This is a genomic window from Citrobacter amalonaticus Y19, assembly GCF_000981805.1.
GTDB lineage: Bacteria > Pseudomonadota > Gammaproteobacteria > Enterobacterales > Enterobacteriaceae > Citrobacter_A > Citrobacter_A amalonaticus_C.
Genome location: NZ_CP011132.1, coordinates 4,349,837 through 4,374,568 on the forward strand (window position 1 = coordinate 4,349,837; position 24,732 = coordinate 4,374,568).

Consider the following 24,732-nt stretch of genomic DNA (forward strand, 5'->3'; position numbering starts at 1 on the left):
CGCAGCACCTTATTCTTATTTTTTCTCTTTTTGAAAAGTATTCAGCGAAATGAAAAGGCAGAGAAACGTCAATTTGTTGTTGATGTTGGTATTACTTGTGGCTGTGGGTCAGATGGCGCAAACCATTTATATTCCAGCCATTGCCGACATGGCACGCGAGCTAAACGTTCGTGAAGGGGCCGTGCAAAGCGTTATGGCAGCCTATCTGTTGACCTATGGCGTGTCGCAACTGTTTTATGGCCCGCTTTCCGACCGCGTCGGACGCCGCCCGGTGATCCTCATTGGGATGTCGATTTTTATGCTCGCCACGCTGGTCGCTATAACGACTCACAGCCTGACGGTGCTGATCGCCGCCAGCGCGTTGCAGGGGATGGGCACCGGTGTCGGCGGGGTGATGGCGCGAACCTTGCCGCGCGATCTGTACGAAGGCACGCAACTACGCCACGCTAACAGCATGCTGAATATGGGCATTCTGGTCAGCCCGCTGCTGGCACCGCTGATTGGCGGACTGCTGGATACGATGTGGAACTGGCGCGCCTGCTACGTTTTCCTGCTCGTGCTCTGTGCGGGCGTCACCTTCAGCATGGCGCGCTGGATGCCGGAAACACGTCCCACTGGCGCACCGCGCACGCGGTTGATGACCAGCTATAAAACGTTGTTTGGTCACAGCGCGTTTAACTGCTACCTGCTGATGCTGATTGGCGGACTGGCCGGCATCGCAGTGTTCGAAGCCTGTTCCGGCGTGCTGATGGGCGCGGTGTTAGGGCTGAGCAGCCTGGTGGTGAGCATCCTGTTTATCCTGCCGATCCCAGCGGCGTTTTTCGGTGCCTGGTTTGCCGGTCGCCCGAATAAGCGCTTCTCTACGCTGATGTGGCAGTCAGTGGTGAGCTGCCTGCTGGCAGGGCTGATGATGTGGATACCCGGCTGGTTCGGCGTGATGAACGTCTGGACGCTGCTGATCCCCGCCGCGCTGTTCTTCTTCGGCGCCGGGATGCTGTTCCCGCTGGCGACCAGCGGCGCGATGGAGCCATTCCCGTTCCTCGCGGGTACCGCGGGCGCGCTGGTGGGCGGTCTGCAAAACATCGGTTCTGGCGTACTGGCGTGGCTTTCTGCCATGCTGCCGCAAACCGGGCAGGGCAGTCTCGGCCTGCTGATGACGCTTATGGGACTGCTGATTTTACTGTGCTGGTTGCCGCTGGCGGCGCGTTTTTCACACCAGGGGCAGGCGATTTGATGACTGCGTGGCCGGGCGTTTCGCAGTCCGGCGCAATCATCGCCATTAACAGCGGCTCGAGCGCGGGCCGCCACGCCCCCTCTTCCCCATCGTAAAACTGCGTATCGGTGTTGATCGCGTAGGGAATTTTCACCTTCTTCAGCTCACATGCCATGAACGTGGCAAAGGCGAGCTGTGAAGAGGACGGTGGATTCTTGCTGGTTTCTCCCGTGGCCCACCCCCCAACCCAACTGACATGTCCGCTTTTTTGCTGCCAGCGCACAGCGGTATTAATGCGCGCACGAATTGCCGCTTTCTCTGTCGCCGTACCCGACGTCCAGGGGTATTTGCCGTTATTTTTCACCGGCCCCCACGGGAAGATATGCCATTGCGCCAGGACATAGCTCTGGCTCTGCGGCGGCAGCCTGAGATTGGGCAGATCTTCCGGCGCGGCACGCAGACGTGGCGCGACAAAAATCATTCGTTGCGGATCGATGGCGTGGATAGTGCGGATGGTTTTGTCGTACACCCGGTTCAGGGACGCCAGATTATGATTCAGTTTCCCCGCCGGTTCGTAAATCAGATCAAATCCCAGCAACGGTGCGCTGTGGGCAAAATAGTGCGCCACCGCGACCCACCAGTTGGTCACCTCTTTTTCGTTGCTCGCACTGGGGTCATTTTTATACTCGTCCGCCTGAAAAGCGATAATGGGGATCACGCCATACTGCTCGCAGGCCTCCACCAGCTTGCGCAGATGAATAAGCCGCGCCTCCGTGGGTTCTCCGCTTACCCGAATACGCACATGGCGTATTCCTTTCGCGTTGAAGTCCCGTACCACCAGCGGGTCGAACTCCCGGATACCTTGTTCAGTGCGCGCCCAGTCGACGTCCATTCCCACACCAAGTTGCTGCGCATAATGTGCCGCCGTCAGCGGCGATGGTGCTGCCCCCAGGGCGAAACTGGCAAACACAAAGAGCGAGACAAGTGGTTTAATCACGATGACCCTCAGCAATTTTTGCAGGCGCAATATCACGTATTTAGCACGCTTTTTTATTTACTGCGTAGCAGTTTCGCTTTTGGAAAACGACTTCGCCTGCTCATGCAGCCAGTGGATAAAGGCTTCAATTTTCGGCCATTGTCTGCCGGGTAACGTCGTTATGTAGTAATGCTGGTGACAGGTCATCGCCATCTCACCAAAAGGCGCGACCAGCTCACCGCTCTCCAGTCGCTTCTGTACCAGCCGTTTGCGTCCCATCGCCACGCCGATATGATTCATGGCAGCAATCACCGCTAAATCGGAACGATCAAAGCCAATGCCCGACGATGTCGGCAAATTCACTGCAAAATGTTGCGCCCAGCTGTGCCACTCGTCGGTCCCTGAATCATTGCTCCAGGCCTGACGATCGTGCAGTAGCGTACAATGTGGCAGATTCACCAGTGAACCCATTAAATCAAAGCGCCGGGCATAATCCGGACTACAGACGGGGAGAATCGCTTCATCCATTAAGAAGTGATGCTCCAGTTGGGCCGACGGCGCATCGTCAAAGTAGAGCGCCAGATCGACCCCGGCGCGCTGCAGGTTCACATTGTCGTTGCCCGTTAATATGGTGAGCGAAATCGACGGATAGCGGCGGGTGAAATCACCCAGCGCAGGCACCAGCCAGCACTGCGCGATAGACGGGCGAGAATAGACGGTCAGCGTCCCGGAGAGTTCCTGATTTTTGATATCGAGGATCTCCTGGTTCAGCGTATCCAGCGACGATTTCAGCGCCCAGAACACCCGCTTACCTTCATGGGTGAGCTCCACTTTGCGGTGCGAGCGCACGAAAAGCTGGATCCCCAACTCCTCTTCCAGTTGGTTAATGCGGTGGCTGATAGCACTGGGGCTCAGCGATAACTCGTCTGCGGCCATCGCAAACGACTGATGCCGGGCCGCCACTTCAAATGTGTACAGTTTGGATAATTGCCAGCCGTTCAGGAGGTGATTTCTGACTTCGCGAAGGGGTTCCATGCGTACCTCGATGACGTCAACTTCAGTCCGGCGAAGTGTAAAAAAAGCCGCAGAAAAAATCAGCAAAAAGATGAATGAGAGTGAACCATATCGCAAAATTGAGCGATTATTCGATGCAAATCACCTCTTTGATTCAATCTGATTCATGTGAACAAGGATTTATATCGTTTGTCAGCCCACGCCGAATTTTTGTCCAATAGTGGCAGGTAAATCACAGGGCAAGGTGAGATATGCACTCTCAAATCTGGGTTGTGAGCACGCTGCTGATTAGCATTGTGTTAATTGTACTGACCATCGTGAAATTCAAATTCCACCCGTTCCTGGCGCTGCTGCTCGCCAGTTTCTTTGTCGGGACCATGATGGGCATGGGGCCGCTGGATATGGTCAATGCCATCGAAAGCGGGATCGGCGGTACGCTCGGCTTCCTCGCCGCGGTCATCGGTCTGGGCACCATTCTCGGTAAAATGATGGAGGTTTCCGGCGCGGCGGAACGTATCGGCTTAACGCTACAGCGCTGCCGCTGGCTCTCTGCTGACGTCATTATGGTGCTGGTGGGGTTGATTTGCGGGATCACGCTGTTCGTTGAAGTTGGCGTGGTGCTGTTAATTCCCCTGGCGTTCTCCATTGCGAAAAAAACCAACACCTCGCTGCTGAAACTGGCTATCCCACTGTGTACCGCACTGATGGCCGTTCACTGCGTTGTGCCGCCGCACCCGGCAGCGCTGTTTGTTGCCAACAAACTGGGCGCGGATATTGGTTCGGTGATCGTCTACGGCCTGCTGGTTGGCCTGATGGCGTCGCTGATCGGCGGCCCGCTGTTCCTGAAGTTTCTCGGCAATCGCCTGCCGTTCAAACCGGTTCCTGCTGAGTTTGCAGACCTCAAAGTACGCGAGGAAAGCACACTGCCGTCGCTGGGTGCAACGCTGTTTACCGTCCTGCTGCCGATTGGTTTGATGCTGGTGAAAACCGTGGCTGAACTGAACATGACCAAAGGCAGCACGCTGTACACCCTGCTGGAATTTATCGGCAACCCGATCACGGCCATGTTTATCGCCGTCTTTGTGGCGTATTACATTCTCGGTCTGCGCCAGCATATCGGCATGAGCGCACTGCTCACCCATACTGAAAACGGTTTTGGCTCCATCGCCAATATTCTGCTGATTATCGGGGCGGGCGGTGCGTTCAACGCCATCCTCAAGAGCAGCACTCTGGCAGACACGCTGGCGGTGATCCTCTCCAACATGGATATGCACCCGATTCTGCTGGCCTGGCTGGTCGCGCTGATTCTCCACGCGGCGGTCGGTTCTGCCACGGTGGCGATGATGGGTGCCACGGCGATTGTCGCACCGATGCTGCCGATGTATCCCAACGTCAGTCCGGAGATCATCGCCATTGCCATCGGTTCTGGCGCCATTGGCTGCACGATCGTCACCGACTCCCTCTTCTGGCTGGTTAAGCAATACTGCGGCGCCACCCTGAATGAGACGTTCAAATACTATACGACCGCGACATTTATCGCCTCGGTCATTGCACTGGCTTGCACATTCCTGCTTTCCTTTATCATCTAAGCGCAAAGAGACGTCCTATGGAAAACATACAAAAACTCATCGCCCAGTATCCTTTGGTGGAGGATCTGGTGGCTCTGCGAGAAACGACCTGGTTCAACCCGGGAACCACCTCTCTGGCCGAAGGTTTACCTTATGTGGGGCTGACGGAACAAGATGTTAAAGGTGCCCACGCCCGTCTGGCGCGCTTCGCACCGTATCTGGCCAAAGCTTTCCCGGAAACCGCGGCAACCGGGGGGATCATTGAATCTGAGGTCGTCGCCATTCCGGCCATGCAACACCGTCTGGAAAAACAGTACGGACAGAAAATCAGCGGGGAAATCCTGCTGAAAAAAGATAGCCATCTGCCCATTTCCGGCTCAATTAAAGCGCGTGGCGGCATTTATGAAGTCCTGACGCACGCCGAAAAACTGGCGCGGGAAGCCGGTCTGCTGACTCCCGAAGAGGACTACAGCGTTCTGCTTTCTCCAAAGTTCAAAGCCTTCTTTAGCCAGTACAGTATCGCGGTGGGTTCAACCGGTAATCTGGGGCTGTCTATCGGCATTATGAGCGCCCGCATTGGCTTTAACGTCACGGTGCATATGTCTGCTGATGCCCGGGCGTGGAAGAAAGCCAAACTGCGCAGCCACGGCGTCACGGTTGTCGAGTACGAAGAAGATTACGGCGTGGCGGTTGAGCAGGGCCGCAAAGCAGCGGAGTCCGATCCGAACTGCTTCTTTATCGACGATGAAAACTCCCGCACGCTGTTTTTAGGTTATGCGGTTGCCGGACAGCGTCTGAAAGCGCAATTCGACCAGCAAGGCCGCGTGGTGGATGCCGATCACCCGCTGTTTGTCTATCTGCCGTGCGGCGTGGGCGGTGGTCCCGGCGGGGTGGCGTTTGGTCTGAAACTGGCATTTGGCGATAACGTGCACTGCTTCTTCGCTGAACCCACCCATTCCCCGTGTATGCTGCTGGGCGTGTATACCGGGCTGCACGATGGCATCGCCGTGCAGGATATCGGTATCGATAACCTGACGGCGGCAGATGGTCTGGCGGTCGGACGTGCATCAGGCTTTGTCGGCAGAGCGATGGAACGCCTGCTCGATGGGTTGTATACCTTAAGCGATCGGTCTATGTACGACATGCTGGGCTGGCTGGCGCAGGAGGAGAACATTCGTCTGGAACCGTCAGCGCTGGCAGGAATGGCCGGGCCTCAGCGCGTCTGTGCATCGACTGACTATCAGCAGATGCAAGGCATTAGCGCTGAGCAACTCAATAATGCAACGCACCTGGTCTGGGCAACGGGCGGCGGCATGGTGCCAGAAGCAGAAATGGCGCAATACCTGACGAAAGGGCGCTAACGCCCTGTGCGCAGCATCGCCATCAACTCTGCCGGTGAGCGATGCTGCCTGATCAGATCGCGCATCACGCGCATGTGCGGCGCGGTATAGTGGATAAATTCACTGTATCCGGCGCACAGCACGCTTTTCCCGCTCTCATCCCGATGCTTTGGACAGTCACCATGACAAAAGCGCAGCAGCGAACAGGCCTGACACGCTGCGCTTAACGTGGCGCTTTTCAGCTCCCCAAAGGCTTTCGCCTGCGGACTGGCATTGAGCGCCTTCAGCGAGGTGTGATGAATGTTGCCCAGCCGGTATTGCGGATAGACATAATGATCGCACTGATACAAATCACCATTGGCCTCCAGCGCAAAGGCGTGACCGCAGTCCTGACTTAACGTACACATTTGCGACGGATAGCCGCACCATACGCCCAGCATCGAATCAAAGAGTTGGATGTATACGCGGCCAATATCTTCCCGCACCCAGATATCGAACACCGCGTTGAGAAACTGACCCCACGCCTGCGGCTCGACCGATTCCGCCGTCAGCCTGCCGTGTTCATCCCGCTCAACAAGCGGAATAAACTGCAAAAATGGCGTCCCAAGCTGGCGAAGATAGTGGTACATCCGCTCTGGCTGGCCGCTGTTAAGGCGATTCACCACCACCAACAGGTTGAACTCCACACGGTATTCGACCAGTTTTTGCAGCGCATTGATAACGTTGTGATGGGTAGGATTTCCGCGACGGCTGACCCGAAAGGCATCATGTAAATCGGCGGGACCGTCCAGTGAGAGTCCCACCAGCCAGTTGTTGTCGCGCAAAAAGCGGCACCATGCGTCATTGAGCAACATGCCGTTGGTCTGAAAAGCGTTCTGGATCTGTTTTCCCGCGCCGAACTGCTTTTGCAATTCCACCACGCGATGAAAAAAATCCAGACCGCAGAGTGTCGGTTCCCCCCCTTGCCAGGCAAACAGGACATCCTGCCCGGGCTGCGCGGCAATATGCTGCTGAATAAACGTCGATAACGTTGCGTCATCCATAACCGGGTGGGCGGGTTTATCAATGTAGAAGCAGTAACGACAATCCAGGTTACAACGTGAACTGGCCGGTTTGGCCATGACCTGACATCCTGTCATGCAAAATTTCCGATAAAGAGGATAAGTTGGCGAACGTGCGTTACAGCAAACAGTATTGCAAGAGATAACACCGCGAGGGAGATCATAAATTTGTCACGAACCGCACGAGATTGTGAAAAATCGAGGAGCGAGACATCCATCAGATTACGCTTGCGGGTATAGCGCCAGAGAATGACAACCACGATTGCCAGCACCACAATCGAGACCCAGAACAGGAATCCCGCCTGATGCCAGTGATGTTTCACCGCCAGCGCCATCAGCGCGCCATAACCCAGCAGTGTGCGCAACCAGGCCAGCGATGTGCGTTCCGGTTGCAGTCCCGGATCGGCCATGCGACGGGCCTTACGGCTATCCGGCATACAGCACCAGCGCCATCACAACGATCGCCACAATCGTCAAAATCAAGCTGATAACCAGCAGGCTGCGGGTATAAGGTAAATCTTCCTTCAACCGCATCGCCTTTTCATTGCGTAACCAGCGCAGATAACCGTAAATCGCCAGGCCGCCAGCGAACAAACAAAGCAGCAGCGCCAACAGTTCGCGGATCACCGGCGTGGCGAAGTCCGGCGCCAGTTGGTCAAGTCCGACGCCAGCGGCGAGAAAACCCAGCGCAGTGCGGATCCACGCCAGATAGGTACGCTCGTTTGCCAGCGAGAAACGGTAATCCGGTGCTTCTCCGAGGCGGGAAATCTTCATCTTGACTCCTGTATTTGCGGTTATTTCTGCTCACTTTCAGAATTGCGAACGCCATATTACTGATAGGGTTTACATCATTCAGCACAGGGAAATCAGAAATCAGATGGATATCATAACGCAAAACAAATGTAGCTCACTGGGAATGCTCTTCGGCGCCATTGCGTTGATCCTGGGTATTTTCCATTTCTCTTTTGGCCCTTTCTCCTCTACGCCGCCACGGCTGGAGAACGTGATTGCAGAGAAGGTTTCTGCCGTCAAAAAGGGCATTGTTGCTGGACTCAGAGGAGAAATACCCTCTGTCGTCGAGGAAACCAACCCTGTTGATATCGATAAAATACTGGATAACAGCGGGATTGCTCTTGCCGTCCTTGCGCTGGCCTGTGCATTTATCGGCGGCATGCGCAAAGAGAATCGCTGGGGTATCCGTGGCGCATTACTCTTCGGCACAAGCGCACTCGCGTTTCATGTTCTGATCTTTGGCATCGGATTACTATGCGCCATTATTTTGTTGATCCTGATATTTTCCTGGCTCAGCGGCGTTTCACCGGTCTAGTCTGTTTGCCGGATGGCGTTACGCTCATCCGGCATATTGCTCAGAACTTCTGTTTTTTCTTCTCCACTTTTACCCCCTGCGTTGGTAAACCGGTATCGTAGTCGCGTACCACCGGCGAGTAGCCATCTTCAGGACGCGGTCGAAAGGCCCCCATCCAGCGCGGCTGCGCGTCCTGGCGCCACGGCCGTAAGCTCCACTGATAGGTGCGAAACGGATCGCGGATTTTATCCATGTAGTCCAGCAGCGCATCATGCATCTGGCAGCGAACGTCGGCAAATTCGTCGGCATCAATCAGGTTATGCAGCTCATCGGGATCGTTACGTCGGTCATACAATTCATCACTGGTAAATAAATTCAGCACCAGTTTGTACTCATCCGTGACCCAGCAGCGCACCGGGATAAAGCCGCCAAAACTGTCATGCTCGATTTCGTAACGGTTGAACTCCACCATCACGCCCCGTGGAGATTCTGCGGTCAGGATGTTTTCACCCGGCAAAATAGCGGGTTTGTCGATGCCCGCCAGCGCCATCATTGTCGGTAACAGATCGATATGACTTACCGGCGTATCCACCTGGCGGCGGTCGCCCTGTGGTGAGCGAATAATCAATGGGATGCGCGTAATGTCATCGTACATCGCCGCCCCTTTGCTGATGAGTTTATGCGCCCCCATCATTTCACCGTGATCGGAGGTATAAATCACCCAGGTGTTCTCCCGCTGTGCCGGCGTTAACGCATTGATCACCCGGCCAATCTGGTCATCGACAAAGTCATTACAGGCAAAATAGAGCGGGTGGTGATAGCGCCCGTCATCGCCCACCGGAGAAGGCATCGCCTGCGACCACAATCGGTGATGTTCAGGTTTATTCACCAGCGTATCGCGCGCCTTTGGTCCCAGATCGTAGTAAAAGTCCTGATACTTCTCCAGATACTCCACCGGGCAGGTGAACGGATGATGGGGCTCATCATACGAAACCACCATTAAAAACGGCTCGTCGGTTCGCGCAGGCTGGTGGAGGAAATCCACCGCCCGGTTACTGATGCGATGCGCCCAGGTGAAGGTTTCATCGATGTTGTTGGCTTGCAAATCTTCCACGCTGTTCAGACCGTTGCGCCACAGGCTGATCTCTTGCTCGCTCAACTCCGCCAGGTAGTTTGCGCCGTCGAACCAGTAGTCCGCGTCCCATTCCGGCGGACACTCGCCGGTACCAAAGTAATCATGTCCATCGAGGTGCCATTTACCGATATAGCAGGTGTGGTAGCCCGCATCCTTAAAGTAACGCCCCATCGTGGAGATATTTTTCCCCGGCGCGACGTTGTTGGTCCAGGGACCAGACTGATTAGCATATATGCCGGTAAACAGCCCCGCTCGCGCAGGGGTGCAGACGGGTGAACAGGTATACGCGGCGTTAAAGCGAATGCCCTCGGACGCCAGACTATCAATATTTTTGGTATTCAGTTGCTTACCGCTGTAACAGCCCACCATGTTGGTCGCCTGTGTATCCGTCATGATGAACAGAAAGTTAGGACGGGTCATGTTTTATCCTTAGCGTCGCAGACACTGTGCGCAGTGACGAAACGGCGTGTTTGCCAACTGCTGTAAATCAAATAAACCACCACGGCCGCCGCGATGGCGTAGCTGATAATCGTCAGCCACTGAGAGTGATATCCCCCAAACTGCGCCAGTCCGGAATAGACGCCAATCATCGCAAACAGGACGCCAACAGAGGCGATCTTGACGTTTTTCCACGGTTCCATATCAACAGCGAACGCATCGTGAAATTTAAACGGCGTAGCGCGCGGTTTGATGGCACCAATAATCAGCATTACCACGACGTTGATGCAGAACGTACAGGCCAGTACGTAGAGGAAATGAAAATCGAATTTCACCAGGTAGTTGATGGTGATGTAGCTGACAATCCCAAGCCCCATTGCCACCTTCGCCGCCAGTGCCGGGATGCGTGGGAAGAAGAATCCCATGATGACGATGGTCACCAGAGGGACGTTGTAGATACCGTTGAGTTGCTTCATCCAGCTGTAGAGCCCCTGCGGCGCGTAGGCTATCCACGGCGCAACCAGCACCGAAACCACCGCCACGATGAAACCAAAACGCCGACCAATGGTAACCAGTTGATCGGGGCTAGCCTGTTCATTGATCAGTCGGCGATAGATACCCAGACTAAACAGCGTTGAGGCGCTGTTCAGAAAACCACAAAAGGCGCTGATAATGGCCCCGAAAAGCACCGCGCTGAAAAAGCCAATCAGCGGTAGCGGCATCACTTTGTTCACCAGCGCCGGATAAGCCATATCTGCTTTTGGCAAATCCTGGAACAGATGGAACGCAATAACACCTGGCAGCACCAGAATCAGCGGGTCCAGCATCTTCAGTACCGCTGTCAGCAGCGCCCCTTTTTGCCCTTCCGACAGGCTTTTAGACGCCAGCGTACGCTGCACAATCCCCTGATTAGTACACCAGTAGAAGGTGTTCACCAGGATAAGCCCGGTGAGCGCTGCGCCAATGGGTACGGGATCATTGCTGCCACCAATGGAGTTCAACATTTGATTGTGATCCTGAGTCAGGCGCGTGATGCCTTCGCTCAGACTGCCATTGCCCATCGCCATCAGACCAAACAGCGGCACCATCAGACCGCCAATCACCAGACCAATACCGTTGATCACATCGGCAATAGCAATCGCGCGCATGCCACCCACAACGGCGTACAGAATGCCGCAGAACCCCAGCACCACCGCCATCAGCCAAATCGCCATATGCTGGGAGAGTCCAAACGTTTCAGTGACATGAAACATGCTGTTAAAGGCCAGTGCACCGGAGTAGAGAATGATCGGTAAGAAGCAGATCCCCGTGGCAATCAAAAAGCAGCAGTCGATGATAATGCGGGTCGTTTTGTCATAGCGTTCTTCAATAAAATCAGGAATGGTCGCGATACCGCGTTGCAGATAACGCGGCAGAAAGATCAGCGCCAGAAAAATCAGCGGGATCGCCGAGATAACCTCCCACGCCATTACGGACATCCCGCTGCGATAGGCCTGCCCCGTCAACCCCACCAGTTGTTCCGTCGAAAGATTGGTTAGCATTAACGATGCTGCAATCACTGGCGCTTTTAATGAACGTCCCGCCAGAAAATAACCCTGTTGCGAACCGGTATCCGCTTTACGTAACTTCCACCAGGTGATTATCGCCACCAGTAGCGTAAAACCCACAAAGCTCAAAATCTGTAGCGTATTCATCTCGTAGCCCTTATTTTTCTTTATGTCCTGGCAGCTGTAGAGTTGACATGAGGTATTGCGCACCAGGTCAGGCAGTCAGATTTAATAAAAATTGATACGTCATATCCCTGAGCCATTAACTTCTGTTATGTTCAGGTTGTGGGCATAATTCTCCGGCTGGAAATTAAAATGAATGGAAATTTGCAAAGTTCGCATGTAAAAAACGAAACTCCGTACAATATTCCGCTACTAATTCACGAAAATGTGATCTCCAGCGGAATTTCACTGATCTCGTTATGGCACACCTACGCCGACGAACAGTACCGGGTTATTTGGCCACGGGACAAGAAAAAGCCGCTGATCGCCAATTCATGGGTCGCCGTCTATACGGTACAAGGCTGCGGGAAGATTTTACTCAAGGATGGCGAGCAAATTACCTTAACGGGAAACTGTATTATCTTTTTAAAACCGATGGATATTCAGTCTTATCATTGTGAAGGATTAGTCTGGGAACAGTACTGGATGGAGTTTACCCCAACCAGCGTCATGGATATTCCCATTCGACAACAACGTGTGATTTATAATGGTGAGATTTATAATCATGAACTGGAAGACGTTTCCCAATTAATAACATCGTCGGATACCATGAAAAATAATCTTGCCGTTGCCTTTCTTACTAAGATTATTTATCAATGGATTTGTCTTATTTACGCGGAGGGTAAAAAAGACCCGCAGCGAATGCAAATTGAAAAACTGATCGCCATGCTTCATACCAGTCTACAACGGCGCTGGAGCGTTGCGGATATGGCCGCGACACTTCCCTGTAGCGAAGCCTGGTTACGTCGTCTGTTTCTACGCTATACCGGTAAGACGCCAAAAGAGTATGTGCTGGATGCCCGACTGGAACTGGCATTATCGTTACTGAAACAGGATGGCAATACGGTAGGTCAGGTGGCAGACAGACTAAACTTCTTTGACTCATTTCATTTCAGCAAAGCGTTTAAACAGAAGTTTGGCTATGCGCCTTCTGCGGTGTTGAAACATACGACGTAAAATGCCAGATGGAGAAGCACCATCTGGCATTGCAAGGGTTAGCCAAGTCCCCAGAAAATCACCGCCAGCAGTTGCGGGGTGATAATGCGCAGGAACATCACCAACGGATACACCGTCGCATACGACAGCGCCGCCGCGCCGCTGGTGGCATGCAGGTTATTCGCGAAGGCCAACGCCGGTGGATCGGTCATCGAACCAGCCAACATCCCACACAGCGTGAGGTAGTTCATTTTGGCAAAAATACGCGCCAGTAAACCGACGGAGATAAGCGGTATAGCCGTAATAAAAATACCGTAACCCACCCAGCTCAGACCATCACCCTTGGTCAGCGTATCGATAAAGTCACCACCCGATTTCAGTCCCACCACCGCAAGGAACAGCACAATCCCCAGTTCACGTAACGCCAGGTTCGCGCTCGGCGGCATAAACCAGTACAGTTTACCAATGCTGCCAATACGCCCCAGAATCAATGCCATAATCAGCGGCCCGCCCGCCAGACCCAGCTTTAACGCCACCGGGAAGCCAGGAACAAAGAGCGGAATTGAGCCAAGCAGCACACCCAGACCGATACCGATGAACACCGGCAGCATCTGCACCTGCTGCAGTTTTTGCTGGGCGTTACCCACAACATTGGCAACCGCATCAATCGAGGCCGGTCGTCCCACCAGATTGAGGATGTCGCCAAATTGCAGACTGGCATCGCTACTGGCTACCAGTTCAACGCCCGCACGGTTCAGTCGAGAAATCACCACGTCGTAACGCTCTTTAAAGTGCAAATCGCGGATACGTTTGCCGAGCACTTTTTCGTTGGTGACCACGACGCGTTCGACGCGCAAATCGGTTCCCCGGGTCGACAGTGAGGTATCCACCTCCTGACCAATCACCAGTTGCGCGTTGTGCAGATCGCCCGGTTGCCCCACCAGGTGCAAAAGGTCGCCCATCTGGATCACGGTTCCCGGCGACGGCACCATCAGCGTCTCCTCACGCTTGAGTCGTGAACAGATAATTTTATCGCTGTTGAGGATGGGGACATCCTGAATCGCCATATTGTTCAGGTTTGGGTTCTCAACGCGGATATTGATGGTTTGAATCAACGAATGTCCGTTAGTGAGCGTCGATTCATGCTGCTGCGCTTCCGCTTCCACATTGACGCGGAATATCATTCGCATCAGCCACATGGTCAGCAAAATACCGCAAATCCCAAACGGATACGCCATCGCGTAGCTCATCCCCATCTGGTCAACCAGTTCCATTGGCGTACCCAGATCGCGCAGGATTTGTTGTCCGGCACCCAGTGCCGGGGTATTGGTGACCGCACCGGAGAATATCCCCAGCACCACCGGTAGCGGAATGGCAAAAACTTTATGCAGAATGGCGGTGACCAACCCACCCATGATGACGATCAGAATCGCAAACAGATTGAGGCGCAGACCAGAAACCCGCAGCGAAGCGAAGAACCCCGGCCCCACCTGAATCCCAATGGTGTAGACAAAAAGTATCAGGCCAAATTCCTGGATGAAGTGCAGCATATCGCCGCTCAGCGTCACCCCAGCCTGATCAACGAAGTGGCCGACGATGATTCCGCCGAACAACACGCCGCCGATGCCAAAGCCGACACCCCGCACCTTGATATTGCCGATCCATAATCCGACAACCGCCACCAACGCCAGAACGCTGACCGTCAATGCTATATCACTCATTTTTTTGTTCCCTGTGAATAACATTTCTATTTAAGTGGATTATGACTGAACCGTTCAGGCATATATGCAGGGTGGCGCACATTCTGATGCTGAAACGACGCTAACACGCCCTTATGATGGGCGTTTCCTCCCCTTTTTCTTCATCACAACCTGAAGTTGCTGAATGCTTTCTTCAGGTAATGACTTCATTCCCCCGGAGCCGGTGTTATCTTCGCGCACAAAAAAGCCCCGTCATTTCTGGCGGGGCAAAGGCAAGGAGCTAAATTAGCTATTTAATGCGGGACGTTCGCTGATTGCGATACGTTGCGGAGCAACGGTTTCCGGGACATTGCGGGTTAAATCGATATGCAACAACCCGTTGATAAACGTCGCGCCGGAAACCTCCATGTTTTCAGCCAGGGTAAAGCTCAGGCTGAACGACTGGGTGACCAGCCCCTGATGCAACCATTTGATCTCTTTTTCAGGCTGCTGCGGCGCGCCCTTGATGGTCAGGCGGGTGCCTTCCAGTTGAATATCCAGGTCTTCCTGACGGAAACCCGCCAACGCAAGCGTAATGCGATAGTGGTTATCGTCACTTTTTTCAATGTTATAGGGTGGGAAGCTCTGGCTTTCACCGGCGTTTTGTAACGCGTTGGCCAGTTTGTCAAAACCGATCCATTGACGCAGCAGTGGGGATAAATCGTAGTTACGCATAATCATAATCTCCTTCTAAGAAGCGAGTGATATCTGCAAATCCGTAGATTCGCATAGGCTCCCTGTCGGCAAGCCTGGGATAACAGGCCGCGCAGCGCGGCCCGACAGAATTAATTGATTTCGATACGGCGCGGTTTGTTCGCTTCCGGAATCACGCGCTCGAGATCGATGTACAGCAGACCATTGACCAGATTCGCGCCACGAACATGGATGTTCTCAGCTAACTGGAACTTACGCTCAAAGTTGCGTTCCGCGATACCCTGGTAAAGGTAAGTCCGTTCTTTTTGCTCGTCCGCATGCGCGCCTTTCACCACCAGCAGGTTGTCCTGTGCGGTAATTTCCAGCTCGCTTTCTGCGAAACCGGCAACGGCAATGGCAATGCGGTAATGATCTTCGTCTACCAGCTCAACGTTATACGGAGGGTAGCCGCCATTACTCTGGCTCTGGTTGTTTTCCAGCAGGTTAAACAGGCGGTCGAAACCAATAGCAGAACGGTACAGCGGGGATAAATCAAAGTTACGCATAATCAATAGCTCCTGAAATCAGCGAGAATGTCATTGACCTTCCATCATGGACAGGCCGGGTAGTCAGAACACCCATCAGGCGTGCTCTTCATTTGTCTACACCCTCAAAATGGGTCTGATTACAAACTTTTCAAGCATACCTGGCTGACTTTTTTTTGCAGTTTGCTGTCTATTGCATAGACTGGGTGGGAAAGCACTAAACGTTAAAGTGCGATAGCCGCCACAGTGCGACGTGATGAGGATGTTATTTCTGGCAAGGGACCGCTATAACTCATCATGCAAACACCGATGATCAACAGATGAATAAATCATGATAAGAAATGTGCTGTTAACGCTGATGATGTGCAGTGGGATGGTTTTACTGAGTGGTTGCTCCAGCGTAATGTCACATACCGGTGGTAAAGAGGGAACTTATCCTGGCACCCGCGCCAGCGCCGCTATGATAGGTGACGACGAGACAAATTGGGGTACCAAATCGCTGGCCATACTGGATATGCCCTTTACTGCGGTAATGGACACCGTCCTGTTGCCGTGGGATCTATTCCGCAAAGACAATTCGGTCAGATCGCGTGTCGAAAGAAGTGAGGAGAGAACGCAGATAACCAACTCCGTGATCCCTCCGGCGAAAATGCCCGCTCCCTGATTACCGCCCGGTTTCTGTCATCCACAACTGACGGAAACCGTCTACCTCTTCCATCCACGCCACAAATCGACCATCAGGCGAGAAAACCACGGCATCCGCAGAGGGCGGAGCGCCGTGATTCTGCGTTAAAAACGTGATGTCCCCAGTGCGCGCATCGCAGCAGGCAATGCGGTTATCCAGTACACATCCCAGCCATTTCCCTGACGGATGCCAGTTGAACGCGGACTGAATACCCGTGGCGTGACGGGTCAACTGGCGGGGCTCACCGCCCTGCGGCGAAATTAACCACAGTTGCACAATACCCGCCTCATCGCGCATCAGAAACGCAATCTCCGTTGCCTGCGGATTACTGCGTACCCAGTGGCGCGGAACCGTCGTCAGTCCGGGGAAGCGACGCGCATGGGTAAACGTTAGTCGACGCTGTACGACACCGCGTGGCGGGGAGGGCAGGGTTGCGTCGGTGCCTTCCAGTGGGAACGCGCCTGCCGTTTTCCAGCCCGCTTCATCCTGCGGAAGTTCTACCAGAAACAGTTCAGGCACTTTTTCGCCGTTTTCAGACAGCGTGTCGCCGATAAACGCCAACGCATGATTTCCCACCCAGCCTTCTTCATAGGCACGAGTGATCTCATCGCTACCCGGCGTGGGCTCGGACGTCGTCTGGCTGACCAGCACGCACCAGTGACTGCCGCTGTATTCTCTTGGGTGCTGCGCCGATACCGTCACCGGTCCATAAGGCACCGCGACGCCAACGTTGCGTAAATCCAGCGCCAGATCGCGCTCATGCATCACATGGTCGTTGTAGGTAAAGCTAACGAACTCGCCATTCGGGCTGAAAACGTGAACATGGCTACCGCCGCGCAGGGCACCCGGCGTGTAGGGGGAAGTGATATCCATCGCGTCCAGATTCGTCACGTGCCCCTGTTCGGCAATCACGCCGCGACGATGATGAAAGTCATATTGCCACGCGGCATCCGGGTTTTCAGGCCCATGAATAAACACATATTTCTCCGCCTGCGGATGCACCGTTACCACGCCGACGTACGCCCCCTGCGTCGCGCGATAAATCACCTCCTTCTCACCGGTATGAACATTCACCCGTTCAATGGTTTCGCCGGTGAAAGACGCCCCTGACGGACGGACGTCAAAAACCAGCCAGTGGCTGTCCGGCGTCCAGGTCCGGGTATTGGTAAGCTGATGATTACGCGGCGTAAAGGTGATTTGCTTCATGGCATGCTCGGGTCGAGGACAATTTCATCAATCATACTTCACAAGGACTTCACTTTCAGGCTTTAGCGTAGTGCCATCTTCATTTTTGCGGACAAAGAGATGGAACATTTCGACGTAGCGATTATCGGTCTCGGCCCGGCTGGCGCAGCGCTGGCGCGTAAACTGAGCGGCCGGATGCGCGTGCTTGCGCTGGATAAAAAACGGCAATGCGGCAACGAGGGATTTACCAAGCCCTGCGGCGGTTTACTGGCACCGGACGCACAGCGTTCGTTTATTCGCGACGGGATCACGCTACCGGTGGACGTCATCGCCAACCCGCAAATTTTCAGCGTCAAAACGGTGGATGTCGACACCTCACTGACGCGCAATTACCAGCGCAGCTACATCAATATCAACCGTCATGCTTTTGATTTGTGGATGAAATCATTGATCCCGGATGACGTACAGGTGTTCCACGACAGTCTGTGTCGAAAAATCTGGCGAGAAGAGGGGAAGTGGCACGTGATTTTTCGCGCCGACGGTTGGGAGCAGCAGATCACCGCCCGTTATCTGGTGGGCGCTGACGGGGCAAACTCACTGGTGCGTCGCCATCTTTATCCGGAACATCAGATTCGTAAATATGTCGCCATCCAGCAGTGGTTCGCAGAACGTCATCCGGTCCCGTTTTACTCCTGCATTTTCGATAACGCCGCAACGGACTGTTACTCCTGGAGCATCAGCAAAGACGGCTATTTCATCTTTGGCGGCGCGTATCCCATGAAGGATGGACAGGCGCGCTTCGAGGCGCTGAAAGAGAAAATGGCGGCGTTTAATTTTCAGTTCGGCAGCACAATAAAAAGCGAGAAATGTACTGTGCTTTTTCCATCGCGTTGGGCGGATTTCGTCTGCGGCGAAGAGAACGCGTTTCTGATTGGCGAGGCGGCCGGGTTTATCAGCGCCAGTTCGCTGGAGGGGATTAGCTACGCCCTGGATAGCGCGGAGATCCTCAAGTCCGTACTGATGAAGGATACGCCAGAAATGAACCGCGCTTACCGGAAAGCCACCCGCAAACTGCGCTGCAAGCTATATGGCAAGATCCTGAAGAGCCGCTGTTTAACTGCGCCCGTATTGCGAAACGCGATTATGCGAAGCGGCATCGCGCATATCCCGCTTAGTCAGGATGACCAGCCCACCGCAACGTCTGGTGGGCTGGCAAAGGAGTATTAACCCACGCGTTTTACATCCCCCACCAGCAGGATGTAAGAGAGTGCGCCAATCAGGGCAACGACGGAGATATAGACCAGCGCAGGGCCAAATCCGTAGTCCTGCGCAAGGTAGCCAATCACCAGCGGAACGGTAATCCCACCCAGTCCGCCAACAAAGTTAAACACGCCTCCGGTCAGGCCGATGAGGCGCATGGGTGCCAGAGAAGAGACCAGTGACCAGGTGATGGAGGCAAACCCGTTGCCGAAGAACGCTACCGCCATCAGGGTCATAATCCACACCGGATCGTTGGTGTAGTTTGCGCCCATAATGCAGGTAGAGATTAACAGACCGCAGATAATCGGCGTTTTACGCGCCACACCCAGCGAGAAGCCTTTTTTCACTAGCTTATCCGCCAGCCATCCGGAAAGCAGCACGCCAAAGAACGCCGCCAGGAACGGAACGGTGGTCATAAAGCCCGCCTTCAGCGCGGTAATGCCTTTTTCCTGCGTCAAATAGTTCGGGAACCACGTCAGGAAGAACCACAGTGTAGAGGTGACGGCGAACTGCCCCAGATAAACGCCCATCAGCTTACGGTGGAACACCAGCTTCCAGTCTGCTTTGGTCAGCGGCTGACGCGCCTCTTTCTTAACGGGCGCATCGCCATCCACCAGACCGCCGCCGTCACGAATATAGTCCAGTTCCGCTTTGGTGATACTTTTGGTCAGCCGGGGCGGCTGATACACCTTAAACCAGACAAGCGACCAGACAATGCCGATTCCCCCGGTGACAATGAACACCCAGTGCCAGCTCAGCATCTCCTGAATCCAGATCAGCAGCGGAGTCAGGAACGCCAGGCCGACAAACTGTCCTGACGTATAAAAACCCACGGCGGAAGCGCGCTCCTGTTCCGGGAACCAGCTCGTCACCATGCGGTTGTTGGTCGGGAATGCCGGGGCCTCGAATATCCCGGTAATCGCACGCAGACCAATCAACGACATCAACCCGGTAGCGAAGCCCTGGAAGAGGGTTGCCACCGACCAGCCAAATATCGCGATAAAGTAGGTCAGACGTGAGCCAACGCGGTCAAGGAACCAGCCGCCTGGGATCTGGCATAGCGTATACAGCCAGGCAAAGGCCGAGAACACGTAGCCCATTTCCGCTTTTGTAATGCCAAACTCTTCCTGAATATGTGCCGACGCCACCGCGAGGTTGGCGCGGTCGACATAACAGATGACCACGGTAATAAAGATCATAACCAGCGTCAGGTAACGGCGACGCCCGGTTTTTGCAGCAGTAACTGGAATATCCATCGCAATCTGTCTCCAGATTTTGGGCATAGCGAAGCCGCTCACCATGCCCTGTCATTTACAGAGGGTGTAATTGTTTTTATTAATTAAAAACGTAAACGGAATGCGCTAAATAATTCGTGCTGGGGTAAGAAAACGCAGCCAACGCATCACCAGCGCAAAGTATGACGCGCATTTACCATTCCGCTACACTGCCGTCTTCATGACGCCATAGCGGATTACGCCAGTCCGGCGCATTTTTACTCAGCTCAATGACTTTGGCCTCATCAATATCCACGCCAAGTCCCGGCTTCATCAACGGTTTAAAGAACCCGCCTTCCATGTTGAAATCGTCTTTGTTTTTCACAAAGTCGAGCAGCTCCGCGCCCTTGTTATAGTGAATGCCCATGCTCTGTTCCTGGAGCACTGCGTTGCGCGAAACAAAGTCAACGTGCAGACAAGCTGCCAGCGCGATCGGTCCCAGCGGGCAATGCGGGGCCAGCGCCACGTCATAGGCTTCCGCCATCGCGGCAATTTTGTAGCATTCGGTGATGCCGCCAGCATGTGACAGGTCCGGCTGCAAAATCGCCAGTCCACCCGCTTCCAGCACCCGTTTAAACTCGAAGCGCGAGAACATGCGTTCACCCGCCGCGATCGGAATATGGGTCTGTTCCGCCAGTTTCGGGTAATACTCCGCCTGTTCCGCCAGTACCGGCTCTTCAATAAACAGCGGGCGATAAGGCTCCAGCTCTTTAATCAGCACTTTCGCCATCGGCGCGCTGACGCGGCCATGGAAGTCCAGGCCAAACTCAATCTCGTTGCCAAAAGCTTCGCGGATTTGCGCCACGGTGTTCACCGCACGATCGACCGCCCGCGAGTTATCAATCACCCCCATCTCTTCGCAGCCGTTGAGCTTAAAGGTGTCAAAGCCGATATTGCGCAACTGTTTAATACCGTCGATCACTTCCGCAGGACGATCGCCGCCAACCCAGCTATAGGCTTTGATTTTGTCGCGCACCAGGCCGCCCATCAACTGCCAGACCGGGGCGTTCAGCACTTTGCCTTTGATGTCCCACAGCGCCTGGTCGATACCGGCGATGGCGCTCATCATAATCGGGCCACCACGATAGAAGCCTGCGCGGTACATCACCTGCCACAGATCGTTAATACGCGCCGGGTCCTGGCCAATCAGGTAATCACCCAGTTCATGTACCGCGGCCTCAACGGTACGCGCACGGCCTTCAATCACCGGCTCTCCCCAGCCAACGACGCCTTCGTCGGTTTCAATTTTCAAAAACATCCAGCGTGGAGGTAAACGGTACGTGGTGAGTTTAGTTATTTTCATTTCACTGCCTCTCGATATGCCTTAACAAATGCCGCCGCCTGCTGTGCGGTACGTGTTATGGACTGCCCGGCGCGATACAGATCGCTGCCCAGTCCCGCACCCACACATCCGGCTTTCATCCACTGCGCCAGGTTATCTGGCGTTACGCCGCCCACGGCAAAGACCGGAACGCTGGCGGGCAATACCGCTTTCAGCGCTTTGATGTAGTCCGGACCAAAGGCCGATGACGGGAAGATCTTCAGCGCCTGCGCGCCGGCCTCTAGCGCGGTAAAAGCTTCGGTAGCAGTGGCGCATCCGGGGCAGACCGTCATGCCATAATCCACCGCGCGACGAATGACCTCTGTATTGATATTCGGCGTCACAATGAGCCGACAGCCCATCTTCGCCAGGCGATCCACCTGCTCCGGTTGCAACACCGTCCCGGCACCGATCAGCGCGTTATCACCAAACGCATCCACCACGGCCGGAATGCTTTTTTCCCACTCGGGGGAATTAAGCGGGATTTCCACCGCGTCAAATCCTGCGTCGATCACCGCGCCAACGTGCGCGAGCGCCTCCTCGGGAGTGATACCGCGCAAAATCGCGATAAGTGGAAGATTAGTTTGCCACTGCATGGGCGATACTCCTTATACCTGCCTGAAATGCCGTATCGCCGGACACAGCACAGACGTGACGTCCAATGGCGTGGAACGCCTGCTGGTAGCGTGACGCCAGCGCTGCGCCTGCGACGAGGGTGATAGACTGCGATCCGGCGAATTGTTCACTCATGCTGGCGACTTCTGCACCAATCAACAGGCCGGAGAGAAATTCGCTGACCTGCTCGCGCGGGAGAGTTCCCAGCACGTGCGAAGCGCGAACTTCAAAAAGCTGTGGCAGAACGGCAGGCGAGGCAAGACCGCGCTCAAGACCGGAAGCAAAGGCCTCGGAGGAGGTTTGCTGTTCTGGCAGACCCGCGCCCACCAGCGAGTGTTGCAGTAGCAAATGGTGCAGTTCGCCGGTCATCACGGTGCGAAAATCGTAAATTTGTTCAGCATCAGCCTGCACCCATTTGCAGTGCGTCCCCGGCATGACATAGACAGAAGAAGGAGAAAGCGTGCGCGCGCCGAGCAGTTGTGTCTCTTCGCCGCGCATCACATTGTGATTATCATCGCGTGAAACGCACAAGCCGGGAATGATCCAGACATTGTCGCTAACGGCGGTTAACTGCTCGCCAATGGCAGAGAAAAGAGCTGGAACAGGCAAATACGGAGCTATCTTCCAGCCGACGTTGCTGCCAACCATCCCTGCCATCACCACCGGTGTAGCGCTATCGCGCCAGTGCTGTGTGACCTCTGCTAACACCGCTTCAGGGGATTTGCCGTTCAGACGCGTAACGCCTGCTTCTGAGTGCCTGCTTTCCAGGCATTTGTCGTCCTGGTAAAGCCAGGCGCGCAAATTGGTCGATCCCCAGTCAATTGCGATGTAGCGAGATGTCATGTGATTTCCTTCAACCTTCGTATCGAGCTGGCGATCATGGTCAGTGCCGCCTGCTCTGCCGCATTGCTATCCTGATGCCGTATCGCATCGAATAGCGCCTTATGTTCCTGGAGCGTTTTTGGCATGTTGGCTTCATCGCCCATCCAGGTCCGTTCAAATACCGCCCGCTGAAGCGAGGTGATCGCCACACTCAGCTGTTGTAAAACCGGGTTATGCACCGACTGCAATACCGCCTCGTGATAGCGGATATCCGCTTCATTAAAGGCCTCCCGGTCCTGGTTGTTGGCGATCATGTCATTGAGCGCCGATTCAATTTCAGCCAAATCACTCGAGGTCGCGCGTTCCGCTGCCCAGCGGGCAATGGCGGGTTCCACCAGATTTCGGACTTCGCTCATCGCGCTGATGAGTCGCGGGTCATAGTCGTTTTCCAGTACCCATTGCAGTACATCGGTATCGAGGTAATTCCACTGATTCCGCGATGTAACAAAAGCACCACGATAGCGTTTCATTTCAATCAGTCGCTTCGCCATCAATGAGCGAAACACTTCACGAATGATGTTGCGTGAGGTTTCAAACTCCTCGCACAGTTCCGCTTCCGCAGGGAGTGCCGCACCCGGTACGTACTTGCCGCTAACAATCTGTTTGCCCAGCGTGATGACAATGCGATCGGTTTTATTGAGAGTCATGGAGAGTCCTTTATGCTCTGGAAGGTCCTCTCTACTTTACCGTTATCGCTGAAATTCGCCTCACTTTTGTAGTACTAACGTGATGTCATTCGCCGTTGCTTCACACACAATGTAGTACAATACAAATATGTTGTACTACAATTTAGATCACAAAAACGACAATCGGTAATAGAAATGTTATGAGGAATAAACTGCGGGGATAAAAAAACCCGCGATCATCGCGGGTTATGGCAAACCTACCGGGAGGAATTACTTCAGCACAAACTGCTCAATGGCATACGCGACGCCATCTTCCAGATTCGATTTAGTGACAAAGTTGGCGATCTCTTTCACCGAGGGAATGGCGTTATCCATTGCCACACCAAGACCGGCAAACTCGATCATTGCGATGTCGTTTTCCTGATCGCCAATCGCCATAATCTCTTCCGGTTTGATACCCAACGCATCCGCCAGCGATTTCACACCCGTGCCTTTATTGACGCGTTTATCGAGGATTTCGAGGAAGTACGGCGCACTTTTCAGCACGGTATACTTTTCTTTCACTTCCGCCGGAATGCGGGCGATGGCCCGATCGAGGATCGCGGGCTCATCAATCATCATCACTTTCAGGAACTGCGTTTCGGGATCCATTTTCTCCGCTTCACAGAACACCAGAGGAATGGTCGCGACATAGGATTCATGCACGGTATAGTAGCTGATATCACGGTTTGCAGTATACAGCGTGGTACGGTCCAGCGCGTGGAAGTGCGAGCCCACCTCGCGGGAGAGTTTTTCCAGGTAGAGGTAGTCGTCATAGCTCAGCGCGGTTTGCGCGACGGTACTGCCATCGCCCGCCTTCTGCACCAGCGCACCGTTGTAAGTAATACAGTAATCGCCAGGCTGCTCCATATGCAGTTCTTTCAGATAGCTGTGCACGCCGGCATAGGGACGACCAGTAGTCAGCACCACGTTAACCCCTTTTTCACGGGCTGCGGCAATCGCACGTTTAACTGCCGGTGAAATGGTGTGATCGGGTAGCAGAAGGGTGCCATCCATATCGATAGCAATGAGTTTGATAGCCATGAATTCCCCGCATTCAATGAGTCCTGCCTCATGCTAACGCGATTCCGCTCAAAAAACAGTAAAAGAGTCGGGGATAAAGGGGGATAGGAAGGGGAATCAGGATTCCCCTTTTGACGGTCGGTTGTCGA

At 54.2% G+C, this 24,732-nt stretch carries 24 protein-coding genes and 1 other annotated feature; of the genes, 7 read left to right on the top strand and 17 right to left on the bottom strand.

Going from position 1 to position 24,732, the window contains the following annotated elements; translation table 11 throughout:
• Positions 1–49: 49 nt before the first annotated feature.
• Positions 50–1,234, top strand: coding sequence for a multidrug efflux MFS transporter EmrD (emrD, locus tag F384_RS20085; RefSeq protein WP_046492351.1), 1,185 nt, complete (start codon positions 50–52; stop codon positions 1,232–1,234).
• Here the strand turns inward: emrD and F384_RS20090 are convergent.
• A complete protein-coding gene (locus F384_RS20090) occupies positions 1,161–2,210 on the bottom strand; it encodes a cellulase family glycosylhydrolase (RefSeq protein WP_046492353.1) in 1,050 nt (349 codons plus the stop codon). The genes emrD and F384_RS20090 overlap by 74 nt on opposite strands.
• A gap of 57 nt (positions 2,211–2,267) precedes the next feature.
• The gene (gene dsdC, locus F384_RS20095; RefSeq protein ID WP_046492356.1) at positions 2,268–3,224 is read right to left on the bottom strand and encodes a DNA-binding transcriptional regulator DsdC; all 957 of its coding nucleotides are present in this window, start codon (positions 3,222–3,224) and stop codon (positions 2,268–2,270) included.
• A gap of 230 nt (positions 3,225–3,454) precedes the next feature.
• Between dsdC and dsdX the strand changes: the two genes are divergently transcribed.
• Both dsdX and dsdA read left to right on the top strand, forming a co-directional pair.
• On the top strand, positions 3,455–4,792 hold the full coding sequence (dsdX, locus tag F384_RS20100; protein WP_046492358.1) for a D-serine transporter DsdX: 1,338 nt from the start codon (positions 3,455–3,457) through the stop codon (positions 4,790–4,792).
• A gap of 17 nt (positions 4,793–4,809) precedes the next feature.
• The gene (dsdA, locus tag F384_RS20105; protein WP_046492360.1) at positions 4,810–6,132 is read left to right on the top strand and encodes a D-serine ammonia-lyase; all 1,323 of its coding nucleotides are present in this window, start codon (positions 4,810–4,812) and stop codon (positions 6,130–6,132) included.
• Here the strand turns inward: dsdA and F384_RS20110 are convergent.
• From F384_RS20110 to F384_RS20120, 3 genes are read right to left on the bottom strand one after another with little or no spacing between them, the layout of a single operon-like run.
• Positions 6,129–7,250 (bottom strand): anaerobic sulfatase maturase, encoded by a 1,122-nt coding sequence (locus tag F384_RS20110; protein ID WP_162200251.1) that lies wholly within the window; start codon positions 7,248–7,250, stop codon positions 6,129–6,131. The genes dsdA and F384_RS20110 overlap by 4 nt on opposite strands.
• The gene (locus F384_RS20115; protein WP_046492364.1) at positions 7,247–7,609 is read right to left on the bottom strand and encodes a DUF202 domain-containing protein; all 363 of its coding nucleotides are present in this window, start codon (positions 7,607–7,609) and stop codon (positions 7,247–7,249) included. Before F384_RS20115 ends, F384_RS20110 begins: the two co-directional genes overlap by 4 nt.
• Positions 7,599–7,946 (bottom strand): YidH family protein, encoded by a 348-nt coding sequence (locus F384_RS20120; RefSeq protein WP_046492366.1) that lies wholly within the window; start codon positions 7,944–7,946, stop codon positions 7,599–7,601. Before F384_RS20120 ends, F384_RS20115 begins: the two co-directional genes overlap by 11 nt.
• Positions 7,947–8,049: 103 nt before the next feature.
• On the opposite strand from F384_RS20120, the gene F384_RS20125 reads away from it, so the two are divergent.
• Positions 8,050–8,499 (top strand): hypothetical protein, encoded by a 450-nt coding sequence (locus F384_RS20125; protein ID WP_046492368.1) that lies wholly within the window; start codon positions 8,050–8,052, stop codon positions 8,497–8,499.
• 40 nt (positions 8,500–8,539) lie between these two features.
• Here F384_RS20125 and F384_RS20130 read toward each other — a convergent pair whose 3' ends face one another.
• Together F384_RS20130 and F384_RS20135 are read right to left on the bottom strand one after the other, a co-directional pair.
• The gene (locus F384_RS20130) at positions 8,540–10,033 is read right to left on the bottom strand and encodes a sulfatase-like hydrolase/transferase (RefSeq protein ID WP_046492371.1); all 1,494 of its coding nucleotides are present in this window, start codon (positions 10,031–10,033) and stop codon (positions 8,540–8,542) included.
• A complete protein-coding gene (locus F384_RS20135; protein WP_046492374.1) occupies positions 10,030–11,745 on the bottom strand; it encodes a solute:sodium symporter family transporter in 1,716 nt (571 codons plus the stop codon). Before F384_RS20135 ends, F384_RS20130 begins: the two co-directional genes overlap by 4 nt.
• Before the next feature lie 168 nt (positions 11,746–11,913).
• Between F384_RS20135 and F384_RS20140 the strand changes: the two genes are divergently transcribed.
• On the top strand, positions 11,914–12,777 hold the full coding sequence (locus F384_RS20140) for an AraC family transcriptional regulator (protein ID WP_046492376.1): 864 nt from the start codon (positions 11,914–11,916) through the stop codon (positions 12,775–12,777).
• Between the two features lie 38 nt (positions 12,778–12,815).
• On the opposite strand, the gene F384_RS20145 is transcribed toward F384_RS20140, so the two are convergent.
• The 3 genes from F384_RS20145 to ibpA form a co-directional block, all read right to left on the bottom strand.
• The gene (locus tag F384_RS20145) at positions 12,816–14,477 is read right to left on the bottom strand and encodes a putative transporter (RefSeq protein WP_046492378.1); all 1,662 of its coding nucleotides are present in this window, start codon (positions 14,475–14,477) and stop codon (positions 12,816–12,818) included.
• A 264-nt stretch (positions 14,478–14,741) separates the two neighbouring features.
• On the bottom strand, positions 14,742–15,170 hold the full coding sequence (gene ibpB, locus F384_RS20150; RefSeq protein ID WP_046498465.1) for a small heat shock chaperone IbpB: 429 nt from the start codon (positions 15,168–15,170) through the stop codon (positions 14,742–14,744).
• A 110-nt stretch (positions 15,171–15,280) separates the two neighbouring features.
• Positions 15,281–15,694, bottom strand: coding sequence for a small heat shock chaperone IbpA (ibpA, locus tag F384_RS20155; protein WP_046492381.1), 414 nt, complete (start codon positions 15,692–15,694; stop codon positions 15,281–15,283).
• Positions 15,688–15,762 (bottom strand) — a sequence feature (ROSE (Repression Of Heat Shock gene Expression) occurs in the 5'-region of heat shock genes and acts as an RNA thermometer to modulate expression.). Its footprint overlaps the gene before it by 7 nt.
• Before the next feature lie 242 nt (positions 15,763–16,004).
• On the opposite strand from ibpA, the gene F384_RS20160 reads away from it, so the two are divergent.
• Positions 16,005–16,337, top strand: a complete 333-nt coding sequence (locus F384_RS20160; RefSeq protein WP_046492384.1) for a YceK/YidQ family lipoprotein — start codon at positions 16,005–16,007, stop codon at positions 16,335–16,337.
• Here F384_RS20160 and F384_RS20165 read toward each other — a convergent pair whose 3' ends face one another.
• Positions 16,338–17,564, bottom strand: a complete 1,227-nt coding sequence (locus F384_RS20165; RefSeq protein ID WP_046492386.1) for a DUF3748 domain-containing protein — start codon at positions 17,562–17,564, stop codon at positions 16,338–16,340.
• 99 nt (positions 17,565–17,663) lie between these two features.
• On the opposite strand from F384_RS20165, the gene cbrA reads away from it, so the two are divergent.
• Entirely contained in the window at positions 17,664–18,770 is a 1,107-nt protein-coding gene (gene cbrA / locus F384_RS20170) for a colicin M resistance lipid reductase CbrA (protein WP_046492388.1), read from the top strand.
• Here the strand turns inward: cbrA and F384_RS20175 are convergent.
• The 6 genes from F384_RS20175 to yidA form a co-directional block, all read right to left on the bottom strand.
• Entirely contained in the window at positions 18,767–20,104 is a 1,338-nt protein-coding gene (locus F384_RS20175; RefSeq protein WP_080949996.1) for an MFS transporter, read from the bottom strand. The genes cbrA and F384_RS20175 overlap by 4 nt on opposite strands.
• Positions 20,105–20,231: 127 nt before the next feature.
• Entirely contained in the window at positions 20,232–21,380 is a 1,149-nt protein-coding gene (dgoD, locus tag F384_RS20180; protein WP_046492393.1) for a galactonate dehydratase, read from the bottom strand.
• Positions 21,377–21,994: a 2-dehydro-3-deoxy-6-phosphogalactonate aldolase gene (locus F384_RS20185; RefSeq protein ID WP_046492396.1), complete on the bottom strand. Its 618-nt coding sequence runs from the start codon at positions 21,992–21,994 to the stop codon at positions 21,377–21,379. The genes dgoD and F384_RS20185 overlap by 4 nt, the downstream gene beginning before the upstream one ends.
• Complete coding sequence (locus F384_RS20190; RefSeq protein WP_046492397.1) at positions 21,978–22,856, bottom strand: 2-dehydro-3-deoxygalactonokinase; 879 nt, start codon at positions 22,854–22,856, stop codon at positions 21,978–21,980. The genes F384_RS20185 and F384_RS20190 overlap by 17 nt, the downstream gene beginning before the upstream one ends.
• Positions 22,853–23,542 carry a D-galactonate utilization transcriptional regulator DgoR gene (dgoR, locus tag F384_RS20195; protein WP_046492400.1) on the bottom strand — a complete coding sequence of 230 codons (690 nt, stop codon included), beginning with the start codon at positions 23,540–23,542 and terminating at the stop codon, positions 22,853–22,855. Before dgoR ends, F384_RS20190 begins: the two co-directional genes overlap by 4 nt.
• Before the next feature lie 249 nt (positions 23,543–23,791).
• On the bottom strand, positions 23,792–24,604 hold the full coding sequence (gene yidA / locus F384_RS20200; protein ID WP_046492403.1) for a sugar-phosphatase: 813 nt from the start codon (positions 24,602–24,604) through the stop codon (positions 23,792–23,794).
• Positions 24,605–24,732 lie beyond the last annotated feature (128 nt).